Source organism: Paenibacillus oleatilyticus (assembly GCF_018998565.1).
In the GTDB taxonomy this organism is placed as follows: domain Bacteria; phylum Bacillota; class Bacilli; order Paenibacillales; family NBRC-103111; genus Paenibacillus_G; species Paenibacillus_G oleatilyticus.
In genome coordinates this window covers 166,737-193,422 of record NZ_JAHNZO010000012.1, presented here as the reverse complement: position 1 = coordinate 193,422, position 26,686 = coordinate 166,737, and the positions used below count along the sequence as shown (strand labels likewise).

Annotated in this window: 32 protein-coding genes and 3 pseudogenes; 9 read left to right on the top strand and 26 right to left on the bottom strand. The window is 54.2% G+C overall.

Translation table 11 applies throughout. The features are described from left to right. Positions 1-115: 115 nt before the first annotated feature. Positions 116-1,911, bottom strand: a pseudogene (locus tag KQX66_RS17670) (M3 family oligoendopeptidase). Positions 1,912-2,125: 214 nt separating this feature from the next. Between KQX66_RS17670 and KQX66_RS17665 the strand changes: the two are divergent. Further along, entirely contained in the window at positions 2,126-2,299 is a 174-nt protein-coding gene (locus KQX66_RS17665; protein WP_216794117.1) for a hypothetical protein, read from the top strand. Here KQX66_RS17665 and cysC read toward each other — a convergent pair. Genes cysC through KQX66_RS17635 form a run of 6 tightly spaced genes read right to left on the bottom strand, consistent with a single transcriptional unit; the run spans position 2,293 to position 7,913 of the window. Further along, positions 2,293-2,832 carry an adenylyl-sulfate kinase gene (gene cysC / locus KQX66_RS17660; RefSeq protein WP_216794116.1) on the bottom strand — a complete coding sequence of 180 codons (540 nt, stop codon included), beginning with the start codon at positions 2,830-2,832 and terminating at the stop codon, positions 2,293-2,295. The two genes, KQX66_RS17665 and cysC, sit on opposite strands and share 7 nt — an antisense overlap. Next, positions 2,820-3,722 (bottom strand): STM4011 family radical SAM protein, encoded by a 903-nt coding sequence (locus KQX66_RS17655; protein ID WP_216794115.1) that lies wholly within the window; start codon positions 3,720-3,722, stop codon positions 2,820-2,822. The genes cysC and KQX66_RS17655 overlap by 13 nt, the downstream gene beginning before the upstream one ends. After that, positions 3,713-5,059, bottom strand: coding sequence for an STM4012 family radical SAM protein (locus KQX66_RS17650; protein ID WP_216794114.1), 1,347 nt, complete (start codon positions 5,057-5,059; stop codon positions 3,713-3,715). The genes KQX66_RS17655 and KQX66_RS17650 overlap by 10 nt, the downstream gene beginning before the upstream one ends. A 31-nt stretch (positions 5,060-5,090) precedes the next feature. Continuing rightward, the gene (locus KQX66_RS17645) at positions 5,091-5,876 is read right to left on the bottom strand and encodes an STM4013/SEN3800 family hydrolase (RefSeq protein WP_216794113.1); all 786 of its coding nucleotides are present in this window, start codon (positions 5,874-5,876) and stop codon (positions 5,091-5,093) included. A gap of 3 nt (positions 5,877-5,879) precedes the next feature. Continuing rightward, the gene (locus KQX66_RS17640; protein ID WP_216794112.1) at positions 5,880-7,067 is read right to left on the bottom strand and encodes an STM4014 family protein; all 1,188 of its coding nucleotides are present in this window, start codon (positions 7,065-7,067) and stop codon (positions 5,880-5,882) included. Next, entirely contained in the window at positions 7,068-7,913 is an 846-nt protein-coding gene (locus KQX66_RS17635) for an STM4015 family protein (protein WP_216794111.1), read from the bottom strand. Positions 7,914-8,134: 221 nt separating this feature from the next. Between KQX66_RS17635 and KQX66_RS17630 the strand changes: the two genes are divergently transcribed. Further along, positions 8,135-8,431, top strand: coding sequence for a hypothetical protein (locus KQX66_RS17630; RefSeq protein ID WP_216794110.1), 297 nt, complete (start codon positions 8,135-8,137; stop codon positions 8,429-8,431). A 118-nt stretch (positions 8,432-8,549) separates the two neighbouring features. On the opposite strand, the gene fabF is transcribed toward KQX66_RS17630, so the two are convergent. Then, positions 8,550-9,788, bottom strand: coding sequence for a beta-ketoacyl-ACP synthase II (fabF, locus tag KQX66_RS17625; protein WP_216794109.1), 1,239 nt, complete (start codon positions 9,786-9,788; stop codon positions 8,550-8,552). Between the two features lie 123 nt (positions 9,789-9,911). On the opposite strand from fabF, the gene KQX66_RS17620 reads away from it, so the two are divergent. Both KQX66_RS17620 and KQX66_RS17615 read left to right on the top strand, forming a co-directional pair. Further along, entirely contained in the window at positions 9,912-10,775 is an 864-nt protein-coding gene (locus KQX66_RS17620) for a helix-turn-helix transcriptional regulator (RefSeq protein WP_216794108.1), read from the top strand. 120 nt (positions 10,776-10,895) lie between these two features. Beyond that, complete coding sequence (locus KQX66_RS17615; protein ID WP_216794107.1) at positions 10,896-11,111, top strand: hypothetical protein; 216 nt, start codon at positions 10,896-10,898, stop codon at positions 11,109-11,111. A 66-nt stretch (positions 11,112-11,177) separates the two neighbouring features. Here KQX66_RS17615 and def read toward each other — a convergent pair whose 3' ends face one another. The 3 genes and pseudogenes from def to KQX66_RS17600 form a co-directional block, all read right to left on the bottom strand. Then, positions 11,178-11,696, bottom strand: coding sequence for a peptide deformylase (gene def / locus KQX66_RS17610; RefSeq protein ID WP_216794106.1), 519 nt, complete (start codon positions 11,694-11,696; stop codon positions 11,178-11,180). Between the two features lie 21 nt (positions 11,697-11,717). Next, positions 11,718-11,963, bottom strand: coding sequence for a helix-turn-helix domain-containing protein (locus KQX66_RS17605; protein WP_216794105.1), 246 nt, complete (start codon positions 11,961-11,963; stop codon positions 11,718-11,720). Between the two features lie 172 nt (positions 11,964-12,135). Beyond that, a pseudogene (locus tag KQX66_RS17600) lies at positions 12,136-12,485 on the bottom strand (GIY-YIG nuclease family protein). Positions 12,486-12,929: 444 nt separating this feature from the next. Here KQX66_RS17600 and KQX66_RS17590 point away from each other — a divergent pair. Beyond that, positions 12,930-13,718 (top strand): stalk domain-containing protein, encoded by a 789-nt coding sequence (locus KQX66_RS17590; protein ID WP_216794104.1) that lies wholly within the window; start codon positions 12,930-12,932, stop codon positions 13,716-13,718. A 293-nt stretch (positions 13,719-14,011) separates the two neighbouring features. Here the strand turns inward: KQX66_RS17590 and KQX66_RS17585 are convergent, their stop codons facing one another. Then, entirely contained in the window at positions 14,012-14,587 is a 576-nt protein-coding gene (locus KQX66_RS17585) for a putative glycolipid-binding domain-containing protein (protein WP_216794103.1), read from the bottom strand. Between the two features lie 39 nt (positions 14,588-14,626). On the opposite strand from KQX66_RS17585, the gene KQX66_RS37810 reads away from it, so the two are divergent. Beyond that, a complete protein-coding gene (locus KQX66_RS37810) occupies positions 14,627-14,758 on the top strand; it encodes a hypothetical protein (protein ID WP_284439821.1) in 132 nt (43 codons plus the stop codon). Positions 14,759-14,791: 33 nt separating this feature from the next. Here KQX66_RS37810 and KQX66_RS17580 read toward each other — a convergent pair whose 3' ends face one another. The 6 genes from KQX66_RS17580 to KQX66_RS17555 all read right to left on the bottom strand — a co-directional run bounded on the left by KQX66_RS17580 (position 14,792) and on the right by KQX66_RS17555 (position 18,372). Beyond that, the gene (locus tag KQX66_RS17580; protein WP_216794102.1) at positions 14,792-15,091 is read right to left on the bottom strand and encodes a hypothetical protein; all 300 of its coding nucleotides are present in this window, start codon (positions 15,089-15,091) and stop codon (positions 14,792-14,794) included. Between the two features lie 56 nt (positions 15,092-15,147). Next, positions 15,148-15,690, bottom strand: a complete 543-nt coding sequence (locus KQX66_RS17575; RefSeq protein ID WP_253957224.1) for a GNAT family N-acetyltransferase — start codon at positions 15,688-15,690, stop codon at positions 15,148-15,150. Positions 15,691-15,984: 294 nt separating this feature from the next. Next, positions 15,985-16,449: a hypothetical protein gene (locus tag KQX66_RS17570; protein WP_216794101.1), complete on the bottom strand. Its 465-nt coding sequence runs from the start codon at positions 16,447-16,449 to the stop codon at positions 15,985-15,987. A gap of 161 nt (positions 16,450-16,610) precedes the next feature. Continuing rightward, the gene (locus KQX66_RS17565; RefSeq protein WP_216794123.1) at positions 16,611-17,204 is read right to left on the bottom strand and encodes an NAD(P)H-dependent oxidoreductase; all 594 of its coding nucleotides are present in this window, start codon (positions 17,202-17,204) and stop codon (positions 16,611-16,613) included. Next, positions 17,204-17,647 (bottom strand): SRPBCC family protein, encoded by a 444-nt coding sequence (locus tag KQX66_RS17560; protein WP_216794100.1) that lies wholly within the window; start codon positions 17,645-17,647, stop codon positions 17,204-17,206. Before KQX66_RS17560 ends, KQX66_RS17565 begins: the two co-directional genes overlap by 1 nt. Before the next feature lie 71 nt (positions 17,648-17,718). Further along, positions 17,719-18,372, bottom strand: coding sequence for a TetR/AcrR family transcriptional regulator (locus tag KQX66_RS17555; protein ID WP_216794099.1), 654 nt, complete (start codon positions 18,370-18,372; stop codon positions 17,719-17,721). Between the two features lie 105 nt (positions 18,373-18,477). Between KQX66_RS17555 and KQX66_RS38010 the strand changes: the two genes are divergently transcribed. Beyond that, entirely contained in the window at positions 18,478-18,768 is a 291-nt protein-coding gene (locus tag KQX66_RS38010; protein WP_306665881.1) for a hypothetical protein, read from the top strand. Here the strand turns inward: KQX66_RS38010 and KQX66_RS38005 are convergent. The 3 genes and pseudogenes from KQX66_RS38005 to KQX66_RS17540 form a co-directional block, all read right to left on the bottom strand. Then, positions 18,684-18,949, bottom strand: a pseudogene (locus KQX66_RS38005) (oxidoreductase); the annotation flags it as partial. The gene KQX66_RS38010 and the pseudogene KQX66_RS38005 overlap by 85 nt on opposite strands. A gap of 22 nt (positions 18,950-18,971) precedes the next feature. Continuing rightward, positions 18,972-19,409, bottom strand: coding sequence for a GNAT family N-acetyltransferase (locus KQX66_RS17545; RefSeq protein WP_216794098.1), 438 nt, complete (start codon positions 19,407-19,409; stop codon positions 18,972-18,974). A gap of 99 nt (positions 19,410-19,508) precedes the next feature. Continuing rightward, the gene (locus tag KQX66_RS17540) at positions 19,509-20,285 is read right to left on the bottom strand and encodes a DUF1836 domain-containing protein (protein ID WP_216794097.1); all 777 of its coding nucleotides are present in this window, start codon (positions 20,283-20,285) and stop codon (positions 19,509-19,511) included. Between the two features lie 319 nt (positions 20,286-20,604). On the opposite strand from KQX66_RS17540, the gene KQX66_RS17535 reads away from it, so the two are divergent. Further along, positions 20,605-21,570 (top strand): cation diffusion facilitator family transporter, encoded by a 966-nt coding sequence (locus KQX66_RS17535; RefSeq protein WP_216794096.1) that lies wholly within the window; start codon positions 20,605-20,607, stop codon positions 21,568-21,570. On the opposite strand, the gene clpP is transcribed toward KQX66_RS17535, so the two are convergent. The 3 genes from clpP to KQX66_RS17520 are packed head-to-tail and all read right to left on the bottom strand — an operon-like array spanning position 21,567 to position 23,128. Then, a complete protein-coding gene (gene clpP, locus KQX66_RS17530; protein WP_216794095.1) occupies positions 21,567-22,151 on the bottom strand; it encodes an ATP-dependent Clp endopeptidase proteolytic subunit ClpP in 585 nt (194 codons plus the stop codon). The genes KQX66_RS17535 and clpP overlap by 4 nt on opposite strands. Before the next feature lie 18 nt (positions 22,152-22,169). Next, on the bottom strand, positions 22,170-22,712 hold the full coding sequence (locus KQX66_RS17525; RefSeq protein ID WP_216794094.1) for a hypothetical protein: 543 nt from the start codon (positions 22,710-22,712) through the stop codon (positions 22,170-22,172). Beyond that, complete coding sequence (locus tag KQX66_RS17520; RefSeq protein WP_216794093.1) at positions 22,709-23,128, bottom strand: MerR family transcriptional regulator; 420 nt, start codon at positions 23,126-23,128, stop codon at positions 22,709-22,711. The genes KQX66_RS17525 and KQX66_RS17520 overlap by 4 nt, the downstream gene beginning before the upstream one ends. A 269-nt stretch (positions 23,129-23,397) precedes the next feature. Between KQX66_RS17520 and KQX66_RS17515 the strand changes: the two genes are divergently transcribed. Further along, positions 23,398-24,552 (top strand): MFS transporter, encoded by a 1,155-nt coding sequence (locus tag KQX66_RS17515; protein WP_253957223.1) that lies wholly within the window; start codon positions 23,398-23,400, stop codon positions 24,550-24,552. Positions 24,553-24,556: 4 nt separating this feature from the next. On the opposite strand, the gene KQX66_RS17510 is transcribed toward KQX66_RS17515, so the two are convergent. Then, positions 24,557-25,456, bottom strand: a complete 900-nt coding sequence (locus KQX66_RS17510) for an aldo/keto reductase (protein WP_216794092.1) — start codon at positions 25,454-25,456, stop codon at positions 24,557-24,559. Positions 25,457-25,581: 125 nt separating this feature from the next. Next, complete coding sequence (gene rarD / locus KQX66_RS17505) at positions 25,582-26,481, bottom strand: EamA family transporter RarD (RefSeq protein WP_216794091.1); 900 nt, start codon at positions 26,479-26,481, stop codon at positions 25,582-25,584. Between the last annotated feature and the right edge of the window lie 205 nt (positions 26,482-26,686).

The following is a 26,686-nucleotide window of genomic DNA, read 5'->3' as shown; positions in this document are numbered from 1 at the left end:
TCCTAGCTACGCGGGGGCTTGGCCCCTCCCGCGACCGGATTTTCACCGGCTAGAAGATGCGTGCCTCTGGGCACGCTCCAAAGAAAAAAGCGGTCATGGCGACCGCTTCCGTAGCTTAGCCTTCTTCCGTTAAAGCGAGGAACTGCTTCACGTCTTCGATGGAAAGATCGACCGCCTGCTGCCAAAACTCCGGCTGCTCCAAGTCCACTCCCAGGTGCTTGCTTGCCAACTGCTCGACCGTCAGGCGGCCGGTATCCTGCAGCAAAGCAATGTACTTCGCCTCGAACGATTCGCCTTCCCGACGCGCACGCGAGTAGATGCCCGAAGAAAACAGGAAGCCGAATGTGTACGGGAAGTTGTAGAACGGCACGGAGGTCCGGTAAAAGTGCGATTTCGCCGCCCAGAAATGCGGGTGGTACTCGCTCAGAGCGCCGCAGAACGCGTCTTTTTGAGCCTCGATCATCAGCTCGTTCAACCGGTCCGGGCCGACGAGTCCGGCCTTGCGCTCTTCGTAGAACCGCATCTCGAACAGGAAGCGCGTATGAATATCCATGAAAAAGGTGACGGCCCGCTGAATTTTATCATTCAGCAGGAGCAGCTTGTGCTCCCGTGTATCCGCCTGCTTCAGCGCAGCGTCGCTGACGATCAATTCGGCAAAGGTCGAAGCCGTCTCCGCCACGTTCATCGCATACCGCTGCGTCATCGGCGGAAGCTCGTTCATCACGTGCTGGTGAACGCATGGCCGAGCTCGTGCGCCAGCGTCGACAGGTTCCCCGTCCCGGAGTAAGTCATGAAGATCCGGCTCTGCTTGCTGATCGGGAACGAGGTGCAAAAGCCTCCGGGCCGTTTGCGCGGACGGTCCTCCGCCTCCACCCAACGCTCCTCGAATGCACGCACGGTAAAGTCGGCGAGCTGCGGCGAGAACAGTCGGAACTGCTCCTCGATCATCACGGCAGCCTCGTCGTAAGAGACGTCCGTGTCCTTGCCCTCAAGCGGCGCATGCAGATCGGACCAGGCTAGGCGCTCCACGCCCATCAGCTTGGCAACCCGCTCCAGATAAGCGATAAATACCGGCTTGTTCTTCTCAATCACATCCCACATCGTTTGCAGCGTTTTGTTGGACATCCGGTTGTTTTGCAGCGGCTCGCGGATCACCGAATCCCAACCCCGGTGCTTGTACAGTTGGAGACGGAAGCCTGCAATCCGGTTCAGCGCATCGGCGCAAAAATCTTCCTGGGCCGTCCATATCTCTTCCCATTGCCGGAACAAGCGCTCCCGCTTCTCCCGATCCGGTTCTTTGAGCATTTGGTTGAAAAACTGCCCGGCCGAGAGCATGGCAGTATTCCCGTCTTTCTCGTAGGGAAGCTGGATTTGCTTCACGATCGTACTATACAAGGCGCTCCAGCCATGATAGCCGTCTACGGCGAGGTCGTTCACCAACGTTTCCTGTTCCAGCGGCAGCTTGTCTCTCACTTGCGTCCGGCGTTCCTCCAGATTGAAGGCGAGCTCGGCCATCGCTCCGCTGCCGACCCATTTTGCAAAGGCGGTGTCCGGCATCTCTGCAAGCAGCACGTCGAAGCGCGTCATGGCGGACTGATAGTTTGCCTGAATGCCGTCCAGCCGGCCGCCAAGCCGAACGGCGCCCCGGTCCGCCTGGTTCTGCGCGGACAAGCAGACGATAAAGGCGGCCGCTTGACGCAGCCGTGTTTGCAAGTCCTGCAGCCGCTCCACAAAGCTCTGCAAAGCAGCGACAGCTTCTGCGGTCTGCGGCGACGGCAGAGCGTCGAGTTCGCTGCGGAAGCGGTTCGTGTCGGCTTCAAGCGCGTTCATATATTGCGCAAATTCGGGAGAGTCGCTGCCTCCCGGAAAGAAAACGTCCAGATCCCAAGTTTGCTGTAAAGGTCGGTTCATCCAAGGGAACCCCTTTCGGATAGAGTATATGTAAACGAATACTAACGCGAAAAACTGCGCACTTCATGTTATTCTACAAACGGTCAATTATCCCTTCCGGAAGCCTTCAATTCGGCTGTGCGCCGCGTTGCCCGGCCGGCCCGGCCTGAAAGCGGAGAACGTCTGCGAATCATTTTAGAAAACAACGGCTTGAGGCAGATCGCGAGGACATACCATGAGATTCGTAACAAAAACGAGATTGGACCGTCTTCAGACGCTCCTTCGATCCATCGCTGACGAGCAGCAGCAAAAAGAAGCTCTGCATCTTCTGGAATCGCTTAAACGGGATATCGATGAAAACTATGCGGAAATCCGCAGACCGATCCGCCTTTATAAGAAAAATCAATGACCGTCCAACGCGTGCAGCGCCAGCATAATTTTCTCCACGTTATACGTCAGGGAATGCTCATTCGTATGAATCGTGAGCTCCGCATGCTCCGGGGGCTCGTAGACGTCGGATAGTCCGGTAAAATTCGGAATAAGCCCGAGCCGCGCCTTGGCATACAGCCCCTTGACGTCCCGCCGTTCGCATACTTCCAGCGGGCACTCTACATAAATTTCCATGAACCGCGGCAGCACCGACCTCGCGTAAGCTCTCATGCTGCGGTACGGCGTGATGGCCGACACGAGCACGATTGCGCCGCTATTGGCGTACGTTTTCGCAAGCTCGACTATCCTGCGGATATGCTCAAGCCGGTCGGCAGGGGTGAAGCCCAGATCGCTGGACAGCGTCTTGCGCAGCTCGTCTCCGTCCAGCCATTCGACCCGGCGTCCCTGTTCGCGCAGCACGGACGCCGCCTCCCGCGCCGTCGTCGTCTTCCCCGAGCCGGATAGCCCGGTAAACCAGAGGACGGCGCCTTCTCTTTCGTTCAAAGGCCGCATGGCGACTCCTCCTTCCCGGTATATCGTGCATCCATACTGGGAACCCGTTCCAATATGCCTTTTCCGTAAACCGACTCCATCGACAGCTCCGGCATATGCACGTAGCCGATATAACAGCCGCACGTTTTCATCCTGCACGGTCTCTCTGCAGACAATCGTTCCAAGCCGTCGCGGTACAAATGCCCGATCACTCCCCGGTCCTTATAGCAGCGCTTGACCAGCCCCGAGCCCGTAACGAAAAACACGCGGCTTCCCGTGGCGCAGGGCTTCCCCATGCTATCATAATCCCGCGTGTTCCACTCGAAATAAGGGTCGATCTCGCGAAAAGCTGCTATCTCCTCGGGCGAATAGTACGCCGGCTGGTCCTTGTATGCGTTCACCCACAAATAAACCTCTTGGGGCAATGCACGGCGCAGCGAACGGATCGGCTCCAGATAGCTTTTAATGCCAACGGAGCCGACGCTGAAGGAAATCCCTTTGTCATAAAGCTGCGCGCACTGGGCCAGAAACGAGGCTTCGCTCGTTTGACCGGGATGATACGTAACCCAGAACGCCGCCTTTTCCTTGTTCAGCCCGCTCGTCCAATCCAGCTTGACGGACAAGTTCGTCTGGATCGCCACTTTGTCGACGTGCTCCAGATGAGACAGCTCCGTCAACGCCTCGCGGTACCATTGGTGGACGAGCGCCTCGCCGTACGGATTGAAGAAGAGGGACAGACGCCTACCGTCCTCCCCCTGCTCTCGGACCCATGCTACAAACCGCTCCAGCTGCGCCCTATCCTTCGCCAGCGTCTCGCGGCTTTCCGTCGTTTTGCTGAACGGACAATACGGACAATCGTAGTTGCAGGAGGATAACGCGCCCCGGTAGTACAGCGTGGTGCTTACACGCATACGTATTCCTCCATCCGCTCCCTGACCTCCGGCGAGATCAGCCAGTCGCCGATCGCGTCGGAATAGCCCATGCCTTCGTCTGTCAAGCGCATCGTACCGTCCTCCAGGACGGCAAACCCGGCAGCCAGCAGCCGCTTCAGCTCGGGACTATCGTCAAACGGATCGCTGCCGAATCTCGTTTCATAAGCGCTCCGCTCCAGCCCTTCGCGGTGCAGCAGCGCCTTGATGACGAAACGGCGCTGCTGCTCGGCCAGGTTCAAGACATAGCCGTAATCGGCCGTATCGTAGCTTGACGCGGAGACGTAGTCGGCGATAATGCTTTGAGTCGCTTTGTAGCTTACGCCGTAGCGGGAAGCGTAATGCACCTCTCTCGTGTACGAACGTGCGCCGCAGCCGAGACCGACCATCCCTTCCTCCTGACAGCCGTAAGGCAGCAGATTTTTCCCGGACTTCGCGTCCGGCTTGGCGAAACGCCGCATCGAGAACGCCTCGTAGCCCTTCTCCTTCAAGCGTTCGCAAGCGGCTCGGTACATAACCAGCCGGTGATCCTGCCCTCTGCGGCGCAGCTCTTCCGGCTTTAAAATCGTGTTCTCGCGCGTATACAGCGGGTAGATGAAAATTTCCTCGGGCTCATATTCCAATGCCCGATCCAGCGAATACAGCCAAGTCTCCACCGTTTGTCCGGGCAGCCCGTAAATCAAATCGAGATTGAGCACGGCGAAGTCGTGCCTTTTCAGCACTTCCAGCGCGCGCATCACTTCGCCCGGCTTTTGCGGGCGGTAGATCGCAGCGGCTTCGGCTTCGATGAAGCTTTGAATTCCCATGCTCACCCGGTCGACCTTCCGCTCCTTCAGCAGCTTCATTCGCGCATCGGTTACGGTATCCGGGGACGTCTCAACGGAGATCGAGGCACGGTCCGGATCGAGCCCCATCACCTGCTCCGCGATATCGAACAAACGTTCGAGAAGCCGCTCGTTCAAAAGTGTCGGCGTCCCGCCGCCGATCGCAAAGCGGGAAAACGGCCGGTGAGCCACCATGGGCGCCCACTGCCTCGCCTGACGCTCTAATGCATCGATATACTGCTCGTGCACGTCGGCGCTCCGGTCGGGCAGCGTAAACAGATTGCAGAACCCGCACCGGGCCGCGCAGAACGGAATGTGCATATATAAAAAGAACGACTCCCCGCTCTCCCGCTTCCACAGCTCGTGCAGCGGCAGCGGCGGATTCAGTTCGCGATAGGCCGTTTTATGCGGATAGGAGTACAAGTAAGACCGGTATGGCGATGCGGCGATTTGCTCCGACCAGCGCCGGATGTCTTCTGATTCCCGGAATTCCACTTGATGTCCCTCCTTTTGGTAACTGTTATGTCTATAGAATAAATTCCCGGTACGGCACGTTCCATACGACCTCGTGCGCCAGCCGGTGGCCTTGATACCCGTCCTCGCCATAAGCCGTTCCGTGGTCGGAGCAGACGATGCAGAACGTCTTGCCCCGTGCACGCATCGCTTCGAACAGCCGTCCGAGCTGTCCGTCCACATAGCGCAACGCCGCCCGTTGGGTATCAACCGAATCGCGTTTTGCTCCGGGTACGAAATAATGGTTCGGGCCGTGGATGGCGCTCACGTTCATGAAGAGAAACAGCCGTTGGCCCGGGTCTGCCGAGCCGATCAGCTTCAGCGCATGGTTCACCTGATGCTCGGTGGAGCGCGGATTCGTTACGCCGAACGTCTGACGCCAGTAGCTTTCCTGAAAATACGACGGAAGCACTTTCGCCAGCGCTACTTTTTTCGTAAAAAAAATAACGCCGCCGATGCAGATCGTGCGGTATCCTTCCCCGGCAAGGCCGGAGACGATGTCGGGCGTATCGAACAGCCATGTGTTCGGATTGGTCGGCAGTCCCGTATTTTTCGAGTGAAACAACCGAACATGGCTCGCTTTGTCCGTATTGGCGGGCGTCGGCAAAAAACCGCCGAAAAAAGCGTGGTGCGCGGCATACGTAAAGCTGCCCGGCGTATGCCGCTTTTCCCAGCCGCCCGTGCCGCACAGATTGGGGCAGTTCTCTTCCTCCAGCTTCGCCACGTCGTAGCGCAGCGTGTCAAGCGTCACAAACAAAATGTCGTGAGTGCCGACAATGTCGTTCATATTGATGGTCATGCTTCATTCATCCTTTAACATGCGGGTCATTTGCCATTCGTAGGTATCCATGCCTTCGTAACGAACGTTAAGCAGCAAATCTCCGAACGGATTGATATCGACGATATAGGGACGCAAGCTGCCTTTGGCGAGAAGCACGTCGATCCCTGCCACAGCGGAACGCGGAAACAGCGAAGCAACCTGCTCTCCGGCCTCTGCTACCGCCTGAATGGTGGCCGCGGACAGCCCGAGCTCCTCCAGCCCGGCCCGCTCGTTGCGCAGGTGCAGGTTCGTGATGGGCGTGCGGCTGAGCCGGGCAATCCGGTGACACGCTTCGCCGCCGACGACGAGTTGGCGGACATCGAATGCCCGGCCGTCGTGCGATGCTTTCTGCACCCACTGCTCGACGTGCATACCTTGAGCGCCCAGCCAATTGATGATTTCGCGGATGATCGGGCGCTCCCGGTATCTGCGAATACGGCGCGAATTGTAATATACCCGCTCGTACCCATGGCGCTCGAAGCCGATCGTCGTGTCGGCCAGCTCCGCACCGGTAGACGGGTTAATCTGGTAAGCCAGCACCCCGGAGGCCGAGGAGCCAAACGCCAGCTTGACGAAGATGCGCCGCATGCCGGTCCGCTCCATCGCTTCGCGGAGCTGGTCGTAGCCCCGGATGGAGCCTGCCTCCCCCGGAGCCGGGGGAACCCGTACGCCCCGGGAGCTGAGCAGCCGATGACAGCGGCGCTTGTCGAACATGACCGCGATTTCCCGCGGATCGTTCGTCCAGCGGGCTTCCGGCACCGTTTCGGCCAAGTCGGCGCGAAGGCCGGACAGCATCCGGCAAAAGCCGCGAAACCATTGCGAGGGATAGTAGATGCGTCCCGGTTGTTCGGGCAAGTTCCGGGCCGCTTGCGCCGAGATGACCGGCATCGGGAGAAACTCCGGCAACGGGAACAACTCGTCCGCTTGCCCGCCGTCGGCCGCACCGAGTGCGATTAGCTCGCGCTCCACCGGGAAATGCTCGCCGGGCGAGTCCAGCCGCACAAGGACAGGCTCGCCGCCCGTGATTTCCTTCCAGCGAACACATCCCTGCAGCAAATCGAGATACGGCACGATCCTCGCCGGAGGCATCCCGAGCCTCCGGCGCGCTTCCTGCAGCATCGTCGTCCTCCGGTTGCCGGGATTCCCAACAACAATCAGCGGACGGGTCATTTACTCCGTGACCGCCGGATAGCGCCAGTCGTCTTCATCATCGCTCTGCTGTTGGTCGCTGACATCGACGGACATGCCAGACGTTTGCCAGCGTTTTACCATCTCGTCCGACATATAGTGATAGTTCAGATCGAGGAACGAAAGCTTCCGGACGCGTTCGCTCGCCAGCAGCGCTTCCGCGCCTTTGTCGCTAAGGGTTCCCAGCGATAAATCAAGCGTATGCAATTGATCGAGGATCGGCGAATTCGCAATCTCAATCGCGATTTCGTCTTGAATCTCGCTGTCTTTCAGACCGAGGTAAGTCAATTTGGGAAAGCGCCCCGGTTCCATGAGCGGTTTAACATCCTCCAGGCTTCCGTCGAAGCCATAGTCGTCTACGCCGAGATAAAGCTCCAGCTTTCGAAGCTCCGGCAGCTCGGCGTCGCGAATCTCGGCGAGCACTTCCCTGCTCAGGCCGCCGCAGATAATTACCAATTCTTCCAACCGTTCGTGCTTCAACGGCTTCAAGGACAAGCCGGTGCTGCCTTGAATGCAGAACGAAGTAAGCTGCGGAAACGCCTCCAGCAGCGGAGCCAGATTCGTCTGCATAATCCACGAAATTTCGCATTCCTCCGAATCCATGTCGCCGATAAACAGCTTGCGCAGCGCCGGGAAAGCGTCCTTATGTCCGATCAATACATCCATGAACGAATCGGGCCCATCTTCATAGGCTTGTCCCCACGAGCCGATTGTCAGCTCAACGACCTCCCGGCTCTCGGGCTTCGCGGCCAATTGCTCGATTAACTGTTCCATGCGCATTCCATCTTCGTATTCGTCGTAGCCGATTTCCAAACGGACTTCTGTCATCGATAACCCTCCCACTATCTGCCATACTCTTTTCTAAACTATCATCCGGTTTTGGTTTCGTCAATCCGAACAAACTATGCGTCATGCCGAAGATGCGGGATCAAGAGACATTTTTACTAACTTAAGAGAATTTTCTGTAAATTGTATTGACTGCGAACAAATGTTTGGTATAATAGTCACAAGAACGCATGTTCCTATTTCCTGAGAGGAGTGTAGATACGATGGTGACGAATGTTAGATTTATCGAACGGGACTACTATAAGAATGTCATGGCCGAAAATGGCGAACAGCTCACGGAGCAGCAGATTGAAAAAATTTTGGATGCGTCCGAGCCGTTTTGGGCCGACCTTACTTTTAAGTTTTTCGAAAACGGATCGATGATCATTATCGACAACCACACCGAGCTACAAGTTCCTCTCAGCAGCCTGAGTGGAGCGGCATGCGAGTTTTACGCCCAGCAGCGAATCAAAATGATTAAAGCCAAGCTTAGAAATCAGAAAATTACGGAAGCTTCCTAAAACTAAGATTAAATACAAAAGTCCGCGCGGTCTCCGGGGTTCTCCCTTCGTTCCGCAACGGACCTTTATCATAATAGCTATTTTTATATCTTGTATGCTTGTACCAAGTTGTACGCAGTTATTCTGCAAAGGCCTTTAGCACGATGACCGCATTGTGTCCGCCGAACCCGAAGGAGTTTGATATGCCGATCTTCAGTCTGGCTTGACGCGCTTCATTCGGCACATAGTCCAAATCGCAATCCGGGTCCGGTTGTTCCAGATTAATCGTCGGAGGAATGATTCCCTGCTCCAGGCTCTTGGCCAGAGCAATGGCTTCTACCCCGCCGCACGCTCCCAGCATGTGACCGGTCATGGACTTATTGGCGGTTACCGGAATCCGGTAGGCGTGTTCGCCGAACAGCCTTTTGATCGCCATCGTTTCGGACTTGTCCCCCAGTTCTGTACTCGTCGCGTGCGCGCTGATCACATCCACTTCCTCGGGGTTCACGGCCGCTTCGCGAAGCGCCGATCTCATGGCCTGGTAAGCCCCGATCCCCTCCGGATGGGTGGCGACAATGTGATAGGCATCGGAGCTGGCTCCGTAACCGATCACCTCGGCGTAGATTCGAGCGTTCCGACGCTGTGCATGGGATAGCGATTCCAGCACCACAATGCCCGCGCCCTCGGCCATGACGAACCCGTCCCGCCCCGCATCGAACGAACGGCTTGCTCTGGCTGGCTCGTCGTTTCGGCCGGACAAAGCGGTAGCATTCCCGAAGCTGGCAAGCGAAATTTCTGTCACGGCGGCTTCCGCACCGCCGGCAATGATTGCGTCCGCGCCGCCCGCCCGAATGAGCCGGAACGCTTCGCCGATGGCCGTATTTCCTATGGAGCATGCCGTTACCGGAGACAGCGTTGGGCCCAGAGCTCCATATTTTATACTGATCATCGCTGCGGCCATGTTCGATATCATCATCGGTACCAGCGTCGGGCTGACCCGTTCCGGTCCCCGATCACGGAGAATACCGTCCTGTTCGAGCAGCGTTTGAATGCCTCCGATGCCGGAGCCTACGTATACGCCCAGTCTTTCCCGATCGATTTCGCCAAGCGATAAGCCTGAATCCTCCAACGCCTGATCCGCGGCAGCCATAGCAAACTGACAAAACCGATCCATCCGCCGTGCCTCTTTGCGCCCGAACCGGGCATCGGCGTCAAATTCCCGGACAATCCCCGCGATTTTCGTTTTAAAGCGGGACGTGTCGAACGTATCGATCCGGCTTATCCCCGATTCCCCCCGGCACAAACGATTCCAAAAGGTTTCCACTTCATTCCCAAGCGGCGAAATAACACCCATTCCCGTTAACACGACTCGTTCCATCGTAGTTCCTTCCTTTCGTTCATCGGTTAAGTCCTATGTTGTCATAGTTGTTATCCTATTACAAGTTGCAGTTTATTATAGTATAATAACTACTATGTTAACGAAACTAAAGGCGGAAACGAGATGAATCATCAAACGAGGCTTCAAGCGTTATCGGCTTTTTTGAAGGCACAGCGGGCCAAAGTGCTCCCGCAAACAGTCGGACTTCCGGCGGGAACCCGCAGACGCACCCCGGGTTTGAGACGTGAGGAAGTCGCCCAACTTGCCGGAGTTAGCCCTACGTGGTACACGTGGCTTGAGCAAGGACGGGATATCAAAGTATCCAAATCGGTCCTGGACTGCGTCGCCGCCGCCCTGCAATTAACGGTGGACGAGCGGAAATATTTGTTCTCGCTTGCTTTGGAAACCGGGGCGGGCACCCATACGCTGATTGAAGAGCTGCCCGAGATCAGTCCTTCGCTGAGACGAATTTTGCAGGAGCTGCGCTTTTGTCCGACCATTATTTCCGACCGCCGCTGCCATATTGTCGGCTGGAACGAAGCAGCTTCCCACGTGTTTCTCGACTTCCAACATATTCCCGTCGAACAGCGAAATATGATCCGGCTGCTGTTTACACAAAAAGAATTCCAACGTCTTGCCGTCAATTGGGAGCATTTTGTCCGTGGTTTTCTCGCTATTTTCCGGGCGTATTACGGGCAATACGTTGAGGACGAATGGTACGAGCGTTTTCTTGCAGAGATGAAGGAGGTTCACCCGGATTTCGACCGGCTGTGGGAGCAAAGCGAGGTTAGATCGGCCCCGGAGGTGTTAATCGAATTCAGGCATGCCAAAGCCGGCAAAATGCTGTTTCACCTTACCTCGCTGCAGGTACAAGGGAGCTCCGACCTGCGGTGCAGCATCTATACTCCTGCGCCTGATTCCTCGACGGAATCGAAGCTGAAGCAGCTGATGGAGCGCAGTTTAAGCTCCCCCAATCGTTCGGATTGAGCCGATCCGGCGGCGCTCGCCCCCCCTCTAGGCTGGATAGGCGCTGCATCATTGCCTATTCAGATGATTTTTCGCAAATATGATACAATGGATAAAGCCTAACGACGAAGGAGAACAAAGATGGCACGCAATCATAGATTGGTAACCGATGCGGATTTCCAGGAGGCGATGGAACGCGAAGCATCGATCCGGGTTTTTCAAAACGACCATGTGGTCGGTTCCGGCGGGATCATCACCCGCTTCGACAACGACACGGTCGTGATTCAGTCCGGGGTCAGTGATGTGGCTTATCACCGCAGAGACTTGTGCGAGTTTTTCGAGATGAGAAAAAGGTAGAACACGCGAAACAGCCCGAGCTTGAACCTCAAGTCCGGGCTGTTTCTTTTTTGGGACTCTGCTTCTTTAATGTTCGGGCTTGGACAGGCGAATAATGTCGAACACATTGACCTTGCGCCCCGTCTCGTCGTGAATGAGTGCATTCCCTTCGATCCGGTCGATGTAGAGCACCCCGTCCAGGTGGTCCATTTCATGTTGAATGCAGCGCGCAAGGTACCCTTCCGCTTCGAGAACGAACGTTTCGCCTTGTCGGTTCAAGCTGCTGATCTTGACTTGATTGGCCCGCTTCACGAACCCGGTATGCCCGGGAAACGACAGACAGCCTTCCGGCCCGATCTGCTCTCCGGACATTTCCAGCATCACAGGATTGATGAGCTCAATGAGTCCGTCGCCGCAGTCCATCACAATCACCCTGCGCAAAAATCCGATCTGCGGCGCCGCAAGCCCCGCCCTGCCCTCTGCGGCATACAGCGTATCGACCATATCGTCAAGCAGCTTAAGGATTCTCGGATTTACCTCTTCCACCGGTTTGGCTTTTTTACGAAGAACCGGGTCGCCGAACGGCAGGATTGTTTTTTCAGCCATAACGTTAATGCCCCTTTTCATTTATAAGGATGCGCTTCTGACTTGCGACGGCGTATGCACCCACAAGTCGTTCGGGGTACAGTCCAAAGCCGTGCATAAAGCGTCCAGCGTCTCGGCCTTCATCTGCTTGGGCTGGCCGGTCAGCAGGGCGCTGATTGAGGGGGCAGACAGCTCGTAGCCTGCTTTTTCCTTTAACAGTCGAGCCAGTGCAGCCCCCGTTCGGATGTCCCGCTCCATCATCATCTTTCTTAACATCCACACCAGCATGAGCCTTCCCCTTTCCGAACCAAAGATAAGGCAGCGCCTAAACATATTAGGCAATACCTAACATATCACATCAGCCGCTGATAATAAATGGTACCAACATATCGTCACTCAAAAAAAGAGGAACCGGCGTCAAAGCTGACGCAGACCCCTCTTCCCTGTGTGCGCACGATCCTTACTTTTCCCGGTTATATCCCCGCTCGCCATACGGCTGAAGCTGCTCCAGCCATTTCTCCTCCAGCTTGTGCAGAGCTTCCTTTGCGTCGAAGAAGCCGGTTTTCTTCTTCTCCAGAATCTCCAGCACTTCGATTTCAAACGCTTGCTCACCGTACTCATTCCATTCTTGCTGGAGCACCTTGTTCATCATGGTGCCGAACTGCAGCTCCATCCTTTTTCCGTTCAGAGATTTCAGATTCAGAGTGCTGCCGATCAGAACTTTCCGTTCACGGTATTCTTGATTTGGTAAACGCCCGCCTGGGGCTTCACTTCTTTGTACATCTGCTTAAGTTCTTCCCGCCGATTCATGGCCAATTCCCCTTTTAGACATGCCCGCTCTCGAACCGTTTGGCGATCTCTCAGCACGACCAGCTTGTGCTTTTCCTGCAGATAGAACGTTTTTAAAGGCCCGTCCGTACCCCCGGGAAAATATTTCTGCAAAATCTCTTCGATTTCTTCCGCAGTCACGTTGTATCGCTCATCCCTTGCAAAAAGGCCGGAGCAAACTGTTTTGATGGTCGGTCAGCCCGGTCAGCTTTTTATCAAGCCCGATCAAATATTCCAACACCGAGCCATGATTGTTTTCGATATGAACCCGCGTATCCCGCTCCGCCTCATAGAGCGTGCCTTCTACTCTATCACGCAGGCTAGGAGTCCGTCATTGGACAAATCCGCTGAAAATATAGATAATTAGTATTGTTATCCAGTAATTAGCCAATCCCCCAGCCAATGGGGAATTAGAGAGGGAAATCCATGAAGAAGAAAATTGCGGTATTGTCCGCCACCCTGATCCTAGTTGCCGGAGCCGTGAACGCCTCGGGATTGACCGGGGATTACAAAGGAAATCCGATCGTAAAAGTAACGTCGAACGGGAAGCCGCTCGAAGCGGGCGAAGTGCCTGCCATGATCTATGACGGCAACACACTCGTGCCGATTTCTTTGCTACGGCAGCTCGGGGCTTCCGTGACATGGGACGGCGACGCTTATCAGGTGGATGTCAAGCTTCCCGAGCCTCCTGCGGCACCTCCTGCATCAACGGACAAATCCGAGGAAACGAAGCAGCAAAACGATATCAAGAAGCTTAAGAAATATGCCGCTGTTGCCGAGCTGTACTTGAAATTGCAGACGCTCGGCGAATCGTTGGATTCCGCCCGCACTTCCATCCGGTTGACTGCCGATGCCATGAATGCAGCGAAAGCGGAAGCTTCCTCCTTGATTTCCATTGCCAAGACAAGCTACTACAAAGCCAATGAAACGCTAACAAACCTAACGAAGGAAACAACGGAAAACGTCTATGAGGATTTCAATAAGTATGGCATCGATTCGAGCCAAATTAGGTTCATCCTGGCCGAATATCAGGGTAGCGCCCGGCATTATCAGCTCGCATTGGATTATCTCGATAAATATGTCCGGGACAAAAAAGCAAGCGATTATAACGAATATTTAATTAACATTGGAAAAGCCGACGATTCCGCCAAAATCGCAAAAGAGAAATCCTCCAAAGGATACGCCGAGTGGTCCAAGAATGTACTGAATTTTTAATCCTCCGTTGTCGAATAAAACATACAAAGCCCCTTTCCGGGGCTCAGAGTGTTGAGAAAGTGGTCAAACGGGATTATAGAAGTAACGAAGGGGGTGGGGTATCCACTTCCGACCACTCTTGTCTTCGGGAAATTTGATTGGAAGCCGCTTACTAGCGGACATTTCCCGAAGACAAAGGCAGCCGCTATCGCTTCTCCAGTGGATACCCCACCTCCCTATGTTTCTCTATTTTTGCTTAGACCACTTTCTCAACAAGCTCAGCCCCTTTCCGGGGCTTTTTGTTATGGACCCTATTATCGTGCATCTGGCCCCTTCTCGCGATAAAATAAATTCGGATAAACCACGACGATACCGTTTGAATCGACCGTGATGCTCTCCATAAAATTCCCGCTTTGATATCGAAAGACGGACGAATCCTTCCCGCTTTCTAACAAGGTATAGCTCTGCTTAACCTGTCTATAGTTCAATTCAACGGCAGAAATGTAGACCACTTGGATCTCCTGCTGCTGCAATGGCTCGTACGACAATCGGTTGATCGGAAGCGTATTCGTAAAGGGAGTGCATGAAATATCAATATCGATACAGCCTGATAATTCGGGAATGACTTGCCCCCGTTCATCTTTCCAGATCCCATTGCCGTCAGACAATAGACGCAACCCTCGATCTTCTCCCAAGTAACGAATTGTGACTGCTCTGGCGACCCAGCTTTTATCGAGCACGATATCATATTTAATCCGGAAGATATCATTGTTATTGTGACTCCCGATAACAATACTATCTATGAGAATTTGATTGTTTTCCTCACTGACTTTAAGGTGTTCATAACCGATCCCCGTGCTCGGTCTCCAAACAATATCTGCAGGAAACATAAGTAAATCCTCCCATCGTTTGTTCGCAAAAGGGGTCAAATGAAGCTGAGCCAACTGCTCCTCCGTCGGGCTTTCCGGAATCCGTATCGTTGCGGCGGCTTTTCCGGCGGAGATATCGATCTCGGCTTTCAATTCGCCCAGAATGATCTGCTGTCGGTTGACATCGCCTAAAGCTTGGAAGATCGGTGTGTTTACGGGCTCTTGCTATTTTCTCGATTCGAAAAACCGCAAAACGATCAGCAAAATCTCGCAAAAAATTTTCCATATCACAACGGCTGCCACAAATGCGACAACGCCGTACACAATTCCTTTCGGTAGATCGTTTACCGCCTTGGCCGTGTAAAAATATCCTTCTTTAACCGTTGTCATATAGGTATTCGTCCTATAAATTTCTTCTCCGAATAGGACGGCTTTATAGGCTATCGGAATGCACCCCGTATAAAACAAAACCGTGATTAACCGGATCGGCGGCGTCTCCCCAAACTTGAACAGCTTGTTCCACATCGCAGACTCCCTCCCCATCGCCGTGAACGTCGTGAAATTGCTATTGCTTGTTTAAGTTAGTTTCCTTCCTTGCCAGACGCTTCATTTCTGCCTATCCGGTATATATAAGTCAGCAGATTCCGGTTCCGCGGATTCGTAAACTGCGCTTCCCGTTTCATCCCCAGTTTTTCGGCCACCTTCTGCGAGGCAAGATGGTCGTGCGCCATATTGGCGCATATGCTGTCGAATTGCAACGGACCGAAGCCGTATTCCAAGCAAGCCTTGGCCGCTTCGTACCCGTAGCCTTGATGCCAGTAAGGATGGTGAATGATATACCCCAGATCGTTTTCGAAGCGATCCATGATTTTGTACCTCAAGAAGCCGCAGTCTCCGACGAACTTCCGATTCGCCTTCAGAAAAACAGCCCATCTGCCATACCCCAAATCCCGATAGTTTCGAATACATCTTTCCAGCCAACTATGGACTTGGTCATCGTCAAAAGGCTGAGGCCAAAAACGCATCGTCTCAGGGTCGGATAGCAGCGTCTTGAGTTCATCAAAATCGCTTTCCTTATACTCCCGAATGAGAAGTCTTTCCGTCGTCATCGTTAACATAAGCATCCAGACTCTCCTACAATTAGATTTCCGTTCGCCTGAAAACTGACCGCGGCTATGTTCCGACCACGCCCATATACTAAACGCAATACAACTTTTTTCTTCATCGTCTGCTAAGATCGGCAAGCTTATTGACCGTTTCCCAGTTCCTTGTCGTCGCGGCTACCTTCAACTTCTTTTCCACAAAATTATTCGAAATTACCCCAGCGCCTCTTTTAACATGCTTTCAATTCGACACCAGCTGCATTTTTTGTCCGCTCACATTGATCCCGCGCAGCATCGCAACGTAAGTATTTATTTTTAGGACCCTGCTTTCTGCAATTGTTTTTCAATATATTCGATCGCCTCGTCTTTATTCTTGAATACCCATTCGATCGTTTCCAGCCCTTCCTCGCTGTCGATTCCAAGCAGCAGCGTCCTGACGGCCTCCTCGCAAGGCGGGCCGACAATGACAGCCATGGGCAGGGCCGGCTCGCAGCAGCCGGTATCGATATCCAGCGCCATCTCCAGCATATCTCCCCATTCGTACTTCAGATCGGACCAGTCCAGAATAATCGCATCCGGTTTCCAGGCTTCCAACGCCGCCCGGCCCATCGCTTTCATATATACCGCATCGCTGTTCCCCGCCGAGCCGAAGCCGTACTCGCCCGAGTATTTTATAATCATCATATCGCGATATTCCACGGTCTTTGACGGCCCGAAAAAATAATCAACTTGAATATCGCTTAAGTCAGACAATTTCAATTCCCGAAAATCGGATTTCATCGCGTCACCTTCTACGTTTTTTTGCCAATGCTGCGGTGCAGCTGGGAATCCCATTATATCAAATATCGCGTCTAAAAGAATAACATCCTCTTAGCCGGCACCGGAGTGCCAAGGACAACAATAAAAAACCACCACGAACATTGGAGTCCGTGGTGTATGGATTACTGAGCCGCCTTCATTTTTTGTTTCATCTCATCGAGCATTCGTTGTCTGGCTATTCGGGGATCGAGTTCCGGGTTCAAGATGTATTGGAGGTACTGTTTAGCGCTGCTTTCGATCTGCTCGTCCGTTGCTTGTACAGCGCCGTACAATTTGAAATGCGGGAGCAACGTCATGCCGATTTGGTTAGCGAGGGCTTGCAAAGGCCGGGTCAGTTCGCTGATGGTGTATCCGATCAAGCCTCCTGCCTGGTAAGACGCTTCCGCGCCTCCGATGGAAATGGCAAGCAAAAGTTCTTTACCTGTTACTGCCCTGCCGCCGGGTCCGAACAGCCAGGCCGTTGTGAAGACTTCATCCAGCCATTGCTTTAGCAGCGATGGCGTGCTGTACCATTGAAGAGGGAATTGCAAAACAAGCCGATCATGCTCGGCGATCAGAGCTTGCTCGCGCTCGATGTCGATTGTTTTTTCCGGATACGCTGCATACAATTCATGTACCGTCACTTGATCGGGATGCCGGCGCAATTCCGTTATCCAGCATTTGTTGACGCGCGACTGCTGCAAATTCGGATGTGCTGCGATCACCAATATTTTCATCATTTTTCATCCCCTTTTTTATGACAGCAGCTGCCCGCTTTAACTTCCGCTTCAATCGTTTGTTTCATCACTTCAGCTCCCCGTTCTACGCGCATTCGGATTTCCGTTGCGAGCTCATGAGGCAAAAAGTCAGTGATCCAAACGAGCCGGCTGTGGCTATCATGCTCGGCAAAGACTTGGAACGACGCATGGTGATGCACAAGCGACATGGTTCCTTCCACTACTGCATACGCCAGCCGACGCGCCTCGTCATCCACGGCAACGATATGCTCACGCACGACCGCTCCGTTCGAAAAGGTGAGAATTCGGTAATCGCCATCCAGACGTGTATCCACGGTATAGCCGGGTACGAAGCGCCGATGCACCGCGCCGACATCACGCACCACATCCCACACTTGCTCCGGCGTAGCCTCAATCATCATTTCCTTGCGAATCGTTGCCATACTCCAATCACTCTCCTTATTGCCATCATATTTTTGATTGACATATAAGTCAATAATAAAAGTAAAAAAATTTATTGCGGCTTAAACAAGGAAACGGACGATTCGACCACCTGATCCAAAATCTTCTTCAACTGCTCTTTGTATGCCGTTTCCGGATTACCTTGCGCTATAAGCTCCTGCTGTACCTGATCCAGATAATTCATCCCCTGGGAGACAGAACCCCAGAATTGCATAGCCATCAGATTAGCGTCACCCGGTTGAATCGTGCCCTGCCCGATCCCCTTTTCAATCGCTTGCGTCATCGGATACATGAAATTTTTTACCCACTCGAACGGAGAAAACTCTTCCGGCGTATACAAGTGTTGTAAATCCAAGCTAATCCGCATGTAAAATCGCGGTATTACAGGATCCTCCAAGACACGTTCACATACGATGTGAGCATAATTCTTGAACAACTCAAACACAGACCCCTCTTGTTCGAAGAAGGTCTTCGTAAACTGTCTGGATTCCTCCATCATGACTTCATAAAGCTCGCGGAACAACGCCTTTTTATTTTTAAAATAATAGTAGACCAGCCCATGCGCAAGCCCAGCCTGACTCGCGATATCCCCCATCTCGGATGCCGAGTAGCCTTTATCGACATACACGCGGATCGCCGCCTGCAAAATTTCTTGTTTACGCTGCTTCCGAATTTCTTCGTTTTGTTCTCTGGTACGAGGAGACATGTCGCTATTCCCCTTTTAATTTGACTTTGATATCAGTCGAAATTATAGAAGAAAACAATCCCGATTGTCAATCAAAAAATTCCCCGTTCCAAAAGGATGGAGAGTTTGCCGAGTTCGATTGGAAGAAGGCTTACCTTCTACGCTACGCCTTCCACCGGGAACCAGCCCGGGACGGCTAAGATCATCTTCCAAAGCGAATCCGGGATGGCGAGAAGTTTCCTGATCGTTCTTGGACAGCGTCATACGAAGCTCCTGCTCGAGTCCTTGCGCCACCTTGGTGATCCAATCCGGTTCGGTGATGAGCGCGCGGCCGATAGCGGGAACGTCATGCGCTTCTCCCCCATTCCGCCCCAGCGGTCGGTGCGGCGGTTGAAGTGCGGGGAGAAAAACTGGTGAAGGAGAAATCCGTTAGCCCCGTGAAGCTCGACCCCGTCGAAGCCGGCTTCGATCGCCGCCGGGTCGCTTCGCCGAACGCCCGGATGATGCCGGTGATCTCGGAATCGGTCAGTTCGCGGGGCACGGCGGCCCCTTCCTTTTCTTCCGGGATCGCGCTTGCGCTCACAAGATCTCCGCCCGGGAAGCTTCCGCTGGCAGTACTGTCAGAGAATCAGCTTCATCAAGATCGTCTCTTGCGGATACTCGGTGCGGCACCACCGATATTTCTTCAATACCCCGGGATGTACCGCAGACTCGTCCTCCACCCGTTTGTAGCCGAACCGGCTGTAAAAGCTCTCCAAATGCGCGAATGGAATACAGTAGACGTGCGGAATTCCCCGCCGTCCGGCCTCCTGCACCAGCAAACCTACGATGGCGCCTGCCGCCTGCTTTCCCCGGAAGCGTTCCTGCACATAAATGCCGCCCATCTCGTATGTATCTTGCCCCATGTTGACCAAACGGCCGACACCGGCCTTATCCCCGTTCCATTCGGCGATCACGATGATTTCGTTCCCGTAATCGGAGGCGGCGAAGCCTACTTCCCGGTACTGCTCATTCACCCACGGCATGTCTTCTTCCCGTGCGGCTCTCAAGGTTAGCATGATCGAATTCTCTCCCTTCACGGTAAATTATAGCACGAGCCTGCCGGGCAGGGCCTGTCCGAGAACGAGTTGCAGTCAAAGTTGCCGCGGCAAAAAACGCTACACCAAATCCTGCAAAAACAGCGTTGCGTTCAAATAACGTTTGGCCAAGGATTGAAAATACGAGGTCTGCACCGATACCATGGCGATAAAAATCGTATGGCTCAGCAGCTCCTTCTGCCCGTCGCTCAATCCCTCCACCGCCCCGGCATAGTCGTCGGCCTTTTGCTTGATCAATTGCTCCAGCATGTGATCATGGTTGCGCAGGCCGCTGTCGTGTCCGGACAAGTCCAGCACTTGATCGTTGTTTTGGTCAAGCTCTTCAAAGATCGAGGAGTACGCGGCGTACAGCCGCAGCGGAGAAACGACATCGTCGGCATCGTTGTCCGGGCGGTTGAAGACAAGCGTCAGCAGCTTGCGGATCGACTCAAAATCGAGCGTCGCCTTCAAATCGTCGATCATGAATAAGATGGCGGTTTGGTCGATCGAATATTTTTTCCCCAGCCTCGGTGAAGGAATCAGCGACTTGAAATCCCGCTTCACCCAGTTTTGCACCGAAGTGACCGAATATTGCGCGTATTCGATCTGATTGCCGAGCGCAACGATATCGGTTAAAGAGAAGCCTTCGCTCGTGTTTTTCATCTTGATCAGCTTCTCGAAGATCGGCGGCAGCGAGGTGGATACGAACGCCCCCAGCGTTTTGCCGTGCTCCATATCCGACCGGTGCGATTTGGCCCAGGCCTCCTGCAGCGTAGCGAGCGGCGTCCGTTCCGTCTTCCCTGCAAGAGACATCAGCAAGCCGGCCATTTGTTTTCTCGTCAAATAAAAGGTTTCCATAAGCGAGCCCCTTTGTGGCAATGAGTTCATTTGAACTTATCATAAGACTTCGTAGTGAGAATGTCAAAAAGCTCATCCCGCTAAGCTTGAGCTTCCTACGGCATTCTCTTTCTCATTCCTGACATTATTTCGCCGGGAATGCTTCAAAATGAACTTTGTGATTTAACCCAAAAGATCGTAATATAGGTTCATAAGAACTTGTAAAACGAAAGTTCATCATGACGCTTCTGCCGCTGAAACAAACGGGTTACACTAGGAACAACTAGGCCGCAGCCGGCAGCAAGCGCATCAAACTCGAAAACGATGAGGAGAGCAAACGATGGGATTATGGGCTTTACTTAAAAAAGGAAACACTTCTTCCTTAATGGCGGCGCTTGGAAATACGGCAGTCGCGGCTGCCAAGGGAGTCGCCGCAGCGCTTAGCGGAAGCGGCGCGATGTTCGCGTCGGCCATGCACTCGGTAGCGGATGCGATCAACCAGGGGTTTGTTTTTGCAGGAAGCGTGCTCGCGGAAAAACAGCCGACCCGGCGGTTTCCCACCGGCTTCGGCCGTGTAATCAATCTGTTCTGTATGGTCGCAGTCATGGTCGTTTCCTTCATGGCTTACGAAACGATTCTGGAAGGCTTCCATCTGTTGGCCCACCCCGCGCAAGCTTCGAATTTCTGGCTGAACTTTGTCATCCTGCTAATTGCTATCCTGACCGACGGCGCCATCTTGTGGAAGGCGATGAAAGAGATCGTCCGCGAAGCACGGGCGGAAGCCAAAGGACTTGCGGTCATACCCGCCGCATTTCGGAATGTCGGTCGATCCGCTCCTCCTACCCGGCTGGTCTTCTATGAAGATATCGTAGCGACGCTGGGCGCGACTCTTGCCTTGATCGCGGTCATCGTCACACAGCTGTCGGATTTCAAAATGCTGGACGGAATCGCCACGATCCTGATCGGATTTCTCATGGTTGGCGTGGCGTTCAAGGTCGGCTATGACAATATGGTAGGTCTGATCGGCGTAGCCGCGCCGAAGGATGTGGAGGACCGGGTCGCCGGCCTGCTGCTGGCCGACCCGGATGTCCGGGACATTAACCAGCTCCGCATCCTGCAGGAAGGCCGGACGTATCACGTCGACGGCTATGTAGAGCTCCGCGTCGGCTTGACGCTGGCGGACGCCGACGACATTAAGTTCCGCTTGAAAGCGATGCTGCTGAGCGATCCGGACATTACCGACGTTACGCTTGGCATTCTCGAAGACAATGGTGTCCGGGACTGGAGGCCGGAGCTTAACCCTTAAACGTCGCGGTGCAAAATTTCGTCGGTGATGCCGTAAGCCAGAGCTTCCTGCGCATTCATAAAATAATCCCGGTCGGTATCGCGTTCGACCGTATCCAAGGGCTGCCCGGTATGTGCCGCGAGCAGCCCGTTCAATTTGTCGCGAAGCTTCAGTATTCTGCGGGCGCCGATCTCGATGTCCGAAGCTTGACCCTGAGCCCCGCCGAGCGGCTGGTGAATCATCACTTCGCTGTTCGGCAGCGCGTAGCGCTTCCCCTTCGTGCCGCCGGACAGTAGAAACGCGCCCATCGACGCGGCAAGTCCGATGCACAACGTGCTTACATCAGGCTTGACAAGCCGCATGGCATCGTAGATGGCAAGACCCGCCGCAATCGAACCTCCGGGACTGTTGATATACAGCTTGATTTCTTTGTCGGGATCAGCCGCGTCCAGAAACAAAAGCTGCGCGATGATCGCATTCGCCGCTTCGTCCGTTACCGGTCCGGTCAGAAACACGATCCGGTCCTGAAGCAGCCTGGAATAAATGTCGTACGCGCGCTCTCCTCGGCCGGTTTGCTCGACCACGTATGGAATCAGATGCATGAAACGTTCCTCCTTTGGTTATCGATGGTTAAAGCAGTAATCGATACGGTACTTTTTCTCCCAATCCACGAAATCTCCGCTTCGCTGTCTAATGATCGTCGGGAGAATAACGAATTCGCGCGCTGGTTCGGCGGCTCTGTCTTGAAGCCTGCATTGCAGCGCCTTCACCCGGTCAACTACCTCCTTGTCAATCGGCCAATCTTCCGTGTCGTCCTCCGCTTTTAACTCCAGGGAGATGCTTTGGACCGCACGGACTTCCGTTTCTCCGTCCTTGTATTCCACGGCGATCCTAAGTTCCGTCCTGCCGCAAGCTGCCGCCTCCTCGGTGTAGAGTTCAAGAAATACGTCATGATCCTCCGGCGAATCCCCGAGCAGAATAGCACCGCGGTCGGTTTCCGGGCAGCCGTTCAAATTCGGAGAGCGATGCACGCCTTCAGGCAGGTCAACCGTCAGCCGGACATCCGTGATGCTCCCGACCCGAGGCAGCTCGATACGGACCCACAGGTGATTCATGCCTTCCTCATGCTCCATGACTTGCTTCGCGAGCCTTGCGACGATCATAGCCGGTTCTCCCCTTTCATGACGTCCGAAACGGCAGCGATAATTTTTCGTTTCAGCTCGCCGGAAGCGTGCGGTCCCATGGTAATGTACACATCGTCGCTGATGCGGACCGTCTCGTTCTCCAGCACGCGCTCCGGACGATACATGTCCATGCTCTCTCCGATCCGCCTTATTTCGTCCAACGGCAAATCCTTCAGCCTCTCCTGAATGGCGGCAAGCGTCTCTCCGGTCTTGGAAAGCGTCAGAACCGCGCGAAAATAATGCAGGTGCTTATCCGTGTAGACGCGCTTGTTGCCTGCCAGTTCAAGCGGAGGAACGATCCCGATCTGGGTATAATAGCGCACGGTCCGAAGGTTGATCCCCGGTTCGTCCTGCTGGAGCAGCTCCGTGATTTGCTTGGCCGTATAGCCGTTCATCAGATCACCCCCATAACAGTTCAGTGTTTATGTTACAGTTTACTGTAACATAGGCAGTTGACTGTAATTATATCCATTGACGCGTAAAATAGCAACAGAGAATTTCCCCTCAGCCGGACGGCAACAAAAAAAAGCGTACGAGCTCGTTCACCGAGTTCATACGCTGGCTGCGCATCGTTCGCAGGCCCGATTTTCATTGTCAATCCGCCGGAGGAATGAGATAATTATGGTCATTCCTCATTTTGCTGACGAAAGCGCGGGATCGCACGATGGCTATGTCGTATTTTTTGTTGTTCTACTTCATCATTTACATGGGCAATGCCATTTACGGGACGTACATTCCCGTTTATTTTCAATCGATCGGCGCAACGCCGACCCAGATTGGGGCGCTGCTCAGCGTCGGTCCGTTTATCGCCGTACTGGCACAGCCGTTGTGGGGCGCCGTCGGGGACCGGGCCAAAACGAAAAATGCAGTCCTCGGCTGGCTGATCGCAGGCAGCGGGGCAATGATTCTGCTGTTCCCCTTCTCCGAAGCGTTCCTGTATTTGCTTGTCGTCGTATGCTTGTTTACGTTTTTTCAAACGTCCATCTTCGCTTTGAGCGACGCCATCACGCTGGAGGAATTGGAGAAGCACAAGCGCTGGTCGTTCGGGCCGATCCGGCTCGGCGGCACGATCGGCTTCGCGGTCATGTCCATCACCTTCGGCTGGATCGCCAAGGACCATATCGGCTATTTGTTTTACGCATACGCCTTGGTCATGCTGGTGTCGCTGCTTCTGCTGGCCAAGTTCCCCCAGGTATCGGGATACCAGTCGGCCGGCAACAAGATGCAGGTATGGGTGCTGTTCAAAAACCGCAAGCTCGTTACCTACCTGGCGATTAATCTGGTGCTGCAAATTACGATGGGGTATTATTACACGTTTTTCCCGGTGTACTACAAAGAAATGGGCGGCGACAGCGTGCTGCTCGGCTGGTCGATGGTTATCTCGTCCCTGAGCGAAATCCCGTTTCTGCTGTTCGCCTCGAAGATTATGAAGCGCGTTCGTATGACGCATATTTTGCTTTTATCGAGTCTGGCGGCCATGGCCCGATGGTTCATCTTCTCGTTCACGGACAACCCGTATTGGGTGCTCCCCACGCAGCTGCTGCACGGGCTCATCTTTATCGTGCTGACCGTGACCATGGCGATGTATATCAACCAGGAAGTGCCAAAGGAGCTCAAGGCGAGCGGCCAGACGCTGAACGGACTGCTGAATCTCGGCCTTGCCCGGATCATCGGCAGCTTCTTGGGCGGCTACGCAAGCGAAGCGTACGGCATGCGGAACGTCTTTATGTTCAACGGCTGGGTCGCCGCCGCCTGCGCCGCAGCGATCGTCATCATCACCCTCAGGCAGACCCGCTCGGAGCGGGCGCTTGACGCCTGACGAATTACCCTTGCCCTCTCCAGTCCTGCCCGGACGCCGTTTCGTGCCAACGGCTGCGAATCGATTGCAGCTGTGCTTCCGGCAGGACGCCTTTCCCCGCCAGCTCTGCGTTCTGTACCCAGCGGTTCGGGTTCGCCGTGCCGACAATGGCCGTGCTCACGCCCGGAATACTCAGCGTGAACCGCAGCGCGATCTCGACCGACTGCTCCAAGTCCTCTTGCAAAAAATCGTAACGAAGCCGCTGTAACCGCTCCCAATACGGCTCATGGTAAGCCGAAACGGGCTTCTCGCCGGTCCGCCAGGCCACATTCGCGAGCGGTCTCTTGGCAATGACGCCCATCCCCCGCTGGACGGCTTCCGGTATTGTAAGCTCTACGGCTTCCTGATCCGCAATGTTGACCGACGTCTGCAGCGTATCGAACGCCCCGCAGCGGATAGCATAGAGCGCCGCCTCGCGGTCGCCGCTGTAGCCGATATAGCGTGCTTTTCCCGCTTCGCGCGCCCGCTGAAGCACCTCAATGACGTCCCCTTGCTTCAACAGCTCTTCCGAACAGCTGTGAAGCTGAATCAAGTCGATATAATCCGTCTTCAGCCGCTTCAAGCTGCGGTCGATGCTTTGGGCGAGCAGGTCCGGGTCCCAATCCGGAATGGCAAAGCCGGAGGCATGTCCGCATTTCGTGAACAAATAGTAGTCCTTCCGGCGGTGACCGACCGCTTGTCCGATCAGCTCCTCGCTGCCTTTATAGCATTCCGCCGTATCGATCATATTCAACCCCGCATCCAGCGCCGAATCGAGCAATCGCTCTACGGTTGATATAGAAGCGCCTTCAAACCCGATCTCCGCTCCGCCGAATCCAAGCATACTGACCTGCATATCCGTATTTCCTAACTGACGTCTTTCCATAGCTTGTCACCCCTTCGTTTCGGATTAACATTATCTTAACAAATATTTACTCCTTTGTAAGCCGCAAGCGGTCAGGATAACAAAAAGCCGGCCGACCCAATCGGTCGAACCGACTTCCATGAAGCTCATCCCTTCTGCACTCCGGTGCCCGCCGCACGCATCGCGAGCCTGCCTTTCAGCGAGCTCAGCGTGAACAGCAGCAGCGCGCTCCAGATCAGGCAGAAGCTGATCAGGTGCACGGTCGTGAACGGCTCGTCGTACAAAGTGACACCCAGGATAAGGCTGATGGTCGGAGCCAAATATTGCAGGAATCCGACGGTCGTCAGCGACAGCCTTTGAGCTGCCTTGGCGAACCACAGCAGCGGCATCGCCGTGGCCACTCCTGACGTTGCCAGCAGTAGCTGATAGCCTGCGCTTAACGACGATGTCGTCGATTGGCCTGTCATCCCCACAACAAGTAAATAAACGGCGGCTACAGGCAGCACGACGATCGTTTCTCCGGCGAGGCCAACCATTGGTTCCAGATGCATTTTCTTTTTGACGAGCCCGTACACTCCGAAGCTCATCGCCAGAGCCAGCGATACCCAAGGAACCGATCCGTAGCTAAAGGTCAGAACGGTTACCCCGACCGTAGCAAGCGCCATGGCCGTCCATTGTACCGCGCGAAGTCTTTCGCCCAAGAAACAGACCCCAAGCAGTACGCTGATCAGCGGATTGATGTAATAGCCCAGGCTCGTTTCGACCACGCGGTCATGGTTGACGGCCCAGATGTAAATAAGCCAGTTAAGGCTGATCAGCAGGGAGCACCCTACCATCGGCAAAACATTTTTGCGCTCGGAAAAAGCGCTTTTCAAAGCCTTCCAACGGCCGCCGATCATCAGCAGCAGCCCAACGAATACGAAGGACCACACGACGCGGTGACCTAATATTTCTCCCGAGGATACGGAAATAAAGGTTTTCCAAAACAACGGCAAGAGGCCCCAGGCAAGGTAAGCCAGCAGCCCGTAACCGATCCCAGCATTCACGGTTCTCTCTCCTTCTCTATTTCTATATAATCGGAATGACTAAAGAACCCATTATACTCCCGATCCGGATCTCCGGCAAGCACGACTTGACGAATGATGCGCTTTTATCGGGACTGTCTGCGGATACCTTTATCGATAAAATAACATAAAGTAACGAAGACGAAAGCGACCGCTAACAAGGGAAGAACCGCCCCGTATAAATCCA

Coding starts and splice junctions, on each gene's coding strand:
- KQX66_RS17665 (WP_216794117.1), top strand. CDS start 2,126: ATGAGATTCGTAACAAAAACGAGATTGGACCGTCTTCAGACGCTCCTT.
- cysC (WP_216794116.1), bottom strand. CDS start 2,832: ATGCGGCCTTTGAACGAAAGAGAAGGCGCCGTCCTCTGGTTTACCGGG.
- KQX66_RS17655 (WP_216794115.1), bottom strand. CDS start 3,722: ATGCGTGTAAGCACCACGCTGTACTACCGGGGCGCGTTATCCTCCTGC.
- KQX66_RS17645 (WP_216794113.1), bottom strand. CDS start 5,876: ATGACCATCAATATGAACGACATTGTCGGCACTCACGACATTTTGTTT.
- KQX66_RS17640 (WP_216794112.1), bottom strand. CDS start 7,067: ATGACCCGTCCGCTGATTGTTGTTGGGAATCCCGGCAACCGGAGGACG.
- KQX66_RS17635 (WP_216794111.1), bottom strand. CDS start 7,913: ATGACAGAAGTCCGTTTGGAAATCGGCTACGACGAATACGAAGATGGA.
- KQX66_RS17630 (WP_216794110.1), top strand. CDS start 8,135: ATGGTGACGAATGTTAGATTTATCGAACGGGACTACTATAAGAATGTC.
- fabF (WP_216794109.1), bottom strand. CDS start 9,788: ATGGAACGAGTCGTGTTAACGGGAATGGGTGTTATTTCGCCGCTTGGG.
- KQX66_RS17620 (WP_216794108.1), top strand. CDS start 9,912: ATGAATCATCAAACGAGGCTTCAAGCGTTATCGGCTTTTTTGAAGGCA.
- KQX66_RS17615 (WP_216794107.1), top strand. CDS start 10,896: ATGGCACGCAATCATAGATTGGTAACCGATGCGGATTTCCAGGAGGCG.
- def (WP_216794106.1), bottom strand. CDS start 11,696: ATGGCTGAAAAAACAATCCTGCCGTTCGGCGACCCGGTTCTTCGTAAA.
- KQX66_RS17605 (WP_216794105.1), bottom strand. CDS start 11,963: ATGCTGGTGTGGATGTTAAGAAAGATGATGATGGAGCGGGACATCCGA.
- KQX66_RS17590 (WP_216794104.1), top strand. CDS start 12,930: ATGAAGAAGAAAATTGCGGTATTGTCCGCCACCCTGATCCTAGTTGCC.
- KQX66_RS17585 (WP_216794103.1), bottom strand. CDS start 14,587: ATGTTTCCTGCAGATATTGTTTGGAGACCGAGCACGGGGATCGGTTAT.
- KQX66_RS37810 (WP_284439821.1), top strand. CDS start 14,627: ATGAAGCTGAGCCAACTGCTCCTCCGTCGGGCTTTCCGGAATCCGTAT.
- KQX66_RS17580 (WP_216794102.1), bottom strand. CDS start 15,091: ATGTGGAACAAGCTGTTCAAGTTTGGGGAGACGCCGCCGATCCGGTTA.
- KQX66_RS17575 (WP_253957224.1), bottom strand. CDS start 15,690: ATGCTTATGTTAACGATGACGACGGAAAGACTTCTCATTCGGGAGTAT.
- KQX66_RS17570 (WP_216794101.1), bottom strand. CDS start 16,449: ATGAAATCCGATTTTCGGGAATTGAAATTGTCTGACTTAAGCGATATT.
- KQX66_RS17565 (WP_216794123.1), bottom strand. CDS start 17,204: ATGAAAATATTGGTGATCGCAGCACATCCGAATTTGCAGCAGTCGCGC.
- KQX66_RS17560 (WP_216794100.1), bottom strand. CDS start 17,647: ATGGCAACGATTCGCAAGGAAATGATGATTGAGGCTACGCCGGAGCAA.
- KQX66_RS17555 (WP_216794099.1), bottom strand. CDS start 18,372: ATGTCTCCTCGTACCAGAGAACAAAACGAAGAAATTCGGAAGCAGCGT.
- KQX66_RS17545 (WP_216794098.1), bottom strand. CDS start 19,409: ATGCTAACCTTGAGAGCCGCACGGGAAGAAGACATGCCGTGGGTGAAT.
- KQX66_RS17540 (WP_216794097.1), bottom strand. CDS start 20,285: ATGGAAACCTTTTATTTGACGAGAAAACAAATGGCCGGCTTGCTGATG.
- KQX66_RS17535 (WP_216794096.1), top strand. CDS start 20,605: ATGGGATTATGGGCTTTACTTAAAAAAGGAAACACTTCTTCCTTAATG.
- clpP (WP_216794095.1), bottom strand. CDS start 22,151: ATGCATCTGATTCCATACGTGGTCGAGCAAACCGGCCGAGGAGAGCGC.
- KQX66_RS17525 (WP_216794094.1), bottom strand. CDS start 22,712: ATGATCGTCGCAAGGCTCGCGAAGCAAGTCATGGAGCATGAGGAAGGC.
- KQX66_RS17520 (WP_216794093.1), bottom strand. CDS start 23,128: ATGAACGGCTATACGGCCAAGCAAATCACGGAGCTGCTCCAGCAGGAC.
- KQX66_RS17515 (WP_253957223.1), top strand. CDS start 23,398: ATGGCTATGTCGTATTTTTTGTTGTTCTACTTCATCATTTACATGGGC.
- KQX66_RS17510 (WP_216794092.1), bottom strand. CDS start 25,456: ATGGAAAGACGTCAGTTAGGAAATACGGATATGCAGGTCAGTATGCTT.